This window comes from Caballeronia sp. M23-90, assembly GCF_053574605.1.
Genome location: NZ_JBSIPA010000483.1, coordinates 1 through 4,858, shown reverse-complemented (window position 1 = coordinate 4,858; position 4,858 = coordinate 1). Strand labels below are relative to the sequence as shown.

Annotated in this window: 6 protein-coding genes; all 6 read left to right on the top strand. The window is 54.5% G+C overall.

From position 1 onward, the window contains the following. The first annotated feature begins 201 nt into the window (after positions 1 to 201). The 6 genes from ACRXB1_RS30520 to ACRXB1_RS30495 all read left to right on the top strand — a co-directional run bounded on the left by ACRXB1_RS30520 (position 202) and on the right by ACRXB1_RS30495 (position 4,652). Positions 202 to 672 carry a DUF4126 family protein gene (locus ACRXB1_RS30520; RefSeq protein WP_449494167.1) on the top strand — a complete coding sequence of 157 codons (471 nt, stop codon included), beginning with the start codon at positions 202 to 204 and terminating at the stop codon, positions 670 to 672. A 60-nt stretch (positions 673 to 732) separates the two neighbouring features. Further along, a complete protein-coding gene (locus tag ACRXB1_RS30515; RefSeq protein WP_449494166.1) occupies positions 733 to 1,404 on the top strand; it encodes an HD domain-containing protein in 672 nt (223 codons plus the stop codon). A 103-nt stretch (positions 1,405 to 1,507) separates the two neighbouring features. Further along, positions 1,508 to 2,260: an SDR family NAD(P)-dependent oxidoreductase gene (locus ACRXB1_RS30510; RefSeq protein WP_449494165.1), complete on the top strand. Its 753-nt coding sequence runs from the start codon at positions 1,508 to 1,510 to the stop codon at positions 2,258 to 2,260. Positions 2,261 to 2,264: 4 nt separating this feature from the next. Continuing rightward, entirely contained in the window at positions 2,265 to 3,137 is an 873-nt protein-coding gene (locus ACRXB1_RS30505) for an alpha/beta fold hydrolase (RefSeq protein WP_449494164.1), read from the top strand. Between the two features lie 256 nt (positions 3,138 to 3,393). Beyond that, positions 3,394 to 4,080 (top strand): peroxiredoxin-like family protein, encoded by a 687-nt coding sequence (locus ACRXB1_RS30500; protein ID WP_449494163.1) that lies wholly within the window; start codon positions 3,394 to 3,396, stop codon positions 4,078 to 4,080. A gap of 65 nt (positions 4,081 to 4,145) precedes the next feature. Beyond that, a complete protein-coding gene (locus ACRXB1_RS30495) occupies positions 4,146 to 4,652 on the top strand; it encodes a DUF1993 domain-containing protein (protein ID WP_449494162.1) in 507 nt (168 codons plus the stop codon). Positions 4,653 to 4,858 lie beyond the last annotated feature (206 nt).

The window sequence follows — 4,858 nt, the reverse complement described above, 5'->3', positions numbered from 1 at the left end:
CGTAAAAACGGTCCATCTGAATCCCGATCAGATAGACAACTTCGAACCCATCAAACGCGACCACCGACAGGAGCAAAAAGCCGCCTAAATCTAATCGTTGAGGCGACATCTAGCTTGAAATCTACCGCGGCCGCTATCGAGCAGACCAACAAGACCTGAGCCCGCGACCCGAAACGCATCAAACCAGAAAGGAAGCTACCCATGCTCGCTGTCATCGCCGTATTTTTGTTGGGAGCTGCCTCTGGGCTGCGAGCGCTTGCAGGCCTCGCAGTGGTTAGCTGGGCGGCCCACCTTGGATACTTTCATCTGGAACACACGTGGCTCGCATTTCTCGGATATGCGGTCACTCCCTACATTCTGACGCTTCTGGCTGTTGTCGAAATGGTGAATGACAAGCGGCCGAAGACCCCGAGCAGGAAAGTACCCCCGCAGTTCATCGTGCGAGTTGTCACAGGAACTTTGTGTGGCGCCGCTCTTGGGCTCTCGACCGGTCAGCTCGTGGTTTGTCTCATCGTCGGCGCCGTTGGTAGCGTGGCCGGCACGTTGATTGGAGCAAGCGCAAGAGCGTCGGGCGCACGACTTCTGGGTCGTGACTTATCTGCCGCCCTCATCGAAGATGCCACCACGATTGGGCTGTCGGTAGTGGCGGTGTTTATCGCACTCGAAGGCTGATACATCCACGCACACCGTCCGAACCTCAACTTGGACCTATCAATTAAGCGAGGTAGTCGCATGACCAACACGCCCGATGACTCCGCAGAGAAATATCAATTCATCACCGGCATCGCGCTCCCAGACAGCCTTCTTGTCCGAGACGCTACCCAATTTGTTCGCGATACAGAATCCCAACTGTTGTTCAATCATTCGAGCAGGGTCTTTTGCTTCGCATCGTTGGCCGGGCAACGCCTCAAAAAGACCTTTGACCCAGAGTTGCTCTATGTTGGTGCGATGTTTCATGACCTTGGCTTAACTCGCGACTTCAGTACTGCAAACGAAAGATTCGAGGTTGATGGAGCAAATGCGGCGCGAGACTTCCTCAAACAACGCAACATCGCCCAGCAAGACGTCGATGACGTTTGGACGGCAATCGCACTGCATACAACGCCGGGTATTCCCCAGCACATGCATCCAGTCGTCGCTTTGGTGACCGCAGGCGTCGAACTCGATGTGCTCGGAATCGGTCTGGCGGATGTGCACCCGGAAAGTCTGGATGAAATCCTTCAGAGGTTTCCACGCACTGAACAATTCAAAGAGGACATCATTTCAGCCTTCTTTGACGGTATTAAGCATAAGCCTGTCACCACCTTTGGAAATATCAAAGCGGACGTGCTCGCAGACAAAGACCCCGCGTTCAAGCGCATCAATTTCTGCGACATCATTCGCGCCTCGAGCTGGGATGGTTAGCTGGTAAGGCTGTGTAGAGCAATAACAGAAAGTTTAAATCGCGGCACGCTGCGAGCCATGCGAACCACCCATCTATCCACATAGCAGATAAAAGGAAAGCATCATGTCAACACTGAAAAACAAAGTCGCGGTTGTGACCGGCGCATCGAAGGGTATCGGTGCATCAATTGCCAAGCATCTCGCAGAGGCCGGCGCGTCGGTTGTCGTCAACTACGCCACCGACAAACAGGGAGCAGACAAAGTTGTCGCCGAAATCATCAAGGCGGACGGAAAAGCCATTGCGGTACAAGCCAGTGTGAGCGTCGAAGGCGAGGTTGTCGCTATGCTTGCGGCGACGCAAAAGGCGTTCGGGAAAGTGGATATCTTGGTGAACAACGCCGGTGTGTATGCGTTCTCGGCAATCGAAGCTGTGACGCTTGAAGACTTCAACCGACAGTTCACCACCAATGTTTTCGGATTGCTGTTGGTCACCAAGACTGCGCTGCCTTTTTTCTCCCCGACGGGCGGCAGCATCATCAACATCAGCTCGGTGGTCAGCACCATGGCCCCGCCGACGGGGAGTATCTACGCCGGCACCAAAGCCGCCATTGACACAATCACGAAAACGCTCGCGAAGGAACTCGGACCGAAAAACATCCGCGTGAATGCTGTGAATCCTGGTCTAGTCCTTACCGAAGGCGTCCACACGGCTGGGATGTCCGGCGGAGAGTTCGAGGCGCAAATGATTGCGATGACTCCACTGGGTCGTGCCGGTCAACCCGCGGATATCGCAAAACCCGTCGTGTTCCTCGCGTCAGATGACGCCGGCTGGATAACCGGAGAAACCCTTTATGTCTCCGGTGGGGCTGGGGTATAAATCGATGCCCCCCGATACCCATGCCACGGCGCCAACGCAATTCGTCACCGCAGGCGACACCCGATTTGCATACCGGCGTTTCGGGAAAAAGGAAGGCGTGCCGCTTGTCTTCAACCCTCATATTCTCGGCAACATGGACAGTTGGGACCCGGCAATTACCGACGGGCTGGCGGCAGGCCGTGAAGTCATTCTTTTCGACAATGCCAGTGTTGCAGGTTCGAATGGCAGAGTCGCCGAGACTTTCTCGGGTATGGCGAGGGACGCCGGAAACTTCATCGACGCGCGTGAACTTACTGAGGTTGACGTCCTCGGATTCTCCATTGGCTCGATGGTCGCCCAGAACATCGCGCTTGAGCGACCTGACCTGGTCCGAAAACTCGTCTTAGTGGGTAGCGCCCCACGCAACGGCGATGGCATCCCGCTCACCCAAGAGTCGGAAGTCATCTTCACAAACAAGTACGGGAACCCCGATGATTTCTGGATGGATGGATTTTTCACGCCGTCCGAGCAAAGTCAATCAGCTGGCCGGGCGTTCTTGAAGCGCAGGGATGCGCGGGTGGAGAATCGCGATGCTCCCATCAATGACGCGGTTCAACCGGCTCAGTTTGCCGCGTTGCAGGAGTGGGGCAAGCCGATTGGGGACCGCTTCGCCTATCTTAAAGACATCAAAATCCCAGTCCTGATTGTCGGCGGAAAAGCGGATATCATTTTCTATACCGTCAATTCGCTGTATCTCGAGCAACATCTCCCGAATGCGCAACTAATCGTGTACCCGGATGCCGCGCATGGCTCTCTCTTTCAATATCCCGAGCTATTCGTAGAACACACCGGCATATTTCTTCGTGGTCCAACAGGACAAGGAGCGTCAAATAGCTGAGCGCGCTAGAGCGTGTTTCAGCGTTGAGAGTGTGCTCCCGCTAAGGCAGCGGGAGACGCAATCGTCCTGGTGGCGTCCGGTTTAAGGTACGAAGGCCTGCCAGGCCCAGCACACGGCACTTACGTTGCTTCGACGGCAACATTGCGACATCAGCGTTAATGGACTCCAATCGCTAAGTTTTACCCGTGTGAACTGCATTTCAACTATGCGTTTTAGCTATCTAGTTTGAGGTCCCCTGCTCTGGCAAAGTTTCTGTATGCCGGATAAGAGGACTATCGTGAAACTCCAGGACCAGCTTGACGAGGTAAGAACACACTTTGAACTAGACCCTGCAAACGCTGCTTCATCGGACGCATTGCATGGAGTAGTCGCGAGACTCATCAAAGAGAGAGCCGCATACCGCGCGCTCCATGCCGGGGTCCTCGCGCCTAATATCTCTCTCCTGGATAGCGGGGGAACGAAACGTTCGCTCAGGGGCTTGCTATCCAAGGGGCCGGTTGTCTTGATGTTTCATCGCGGTGCCTGGTGCCCGTATTGCAGTCTCGAGTTGAGAGCCTTTGAGCAAGCTCGTCCAGAGTTAGAAGAGTTGGGCGCAACCCTCGTGGCCGTCTCCCAGCAGAGGGCTACCTTTAGCCAACAATCACTGCAGGACAACCAGCTTCGCTTTCCAATATTGGTCGACAAATTGGGCCGCGTCGCCGCTGCGTATGGCGTTCGTTGGAAATTGCCTGTCGAGTTGCAAGAGGTGCATCAGTTACTCGGTGCAGACCTCTCCATCTTCAATGGCGATTCTGAATGGACGCTTTCCATGCCCGCGAAATTCGTAATCGGGCAGGACGGATACATCGCATGGTCAGACGTCAATCCGGATTACACGGCTCGCGCCGAACCAGCGGAGCTGTTCCCAATTCTCAGGCAGTTAGCGCGAAGCAGAGAACGGTAGGCGTCGACCATAGTCGAGGCTTATATGTTTCACCACCAATTTCACGTGTAAAACTAGGATGACAAATGATTACCATGACGGAACTAACCATCGAGCCGCTCAAGCGTGGATTGCAGCAAATGTCAGGCTACCTCGACCATGCGCAGAAGCACATCATCGACTACGGAATTGCTCCTGACTCACTCCTTGCAGCACGGCTCGCCCCCGGGATGATGACCTTCAGCGCTCAAGTCCAGCGCGCGAGCGACAATGCTAAAAATGGGGTTGCTAGGTTGACCGGCACCGTTGCGCCTAGTTTCCCCGATACGGAAACAGACATCGAGCAGTTGAAAACTAGACTCAGCAACACGGTCAAGCATCTGGGAACGCTCACCAGTGGGGACTTTGTCGGAGCCGAACGGCGTCTCGTTCAACTGAGATTCCTAAGTATTAGCGGCGACATGACCGGTTTCGAATATTTGACCCGTTTCTTGCTGCCAAACTTCTATTTCCATATCGCGACTGCCCACGCGATTTTGCGCCATCAAGGTGTCGACATTGGCAAGAAGGAGTATCTCGGTCCGTTGCATTAACGCTGACCAAACCGACAGTCACGCTACGTCTGTTGGCTGCAAGCGGGACGATGCCACTCACATCGTGGTGCAGAGAATCATCTACTGCTCGTGGCTTTGAAGAAAACTTATCAAATGTTCAACGAACGTCTTCGCCGCAAGCTTTGCAGCGCGCCCGGCAGGAAAAACCGCATGAATCTCGGTTGTGCCCATATTCCAATCTTCAA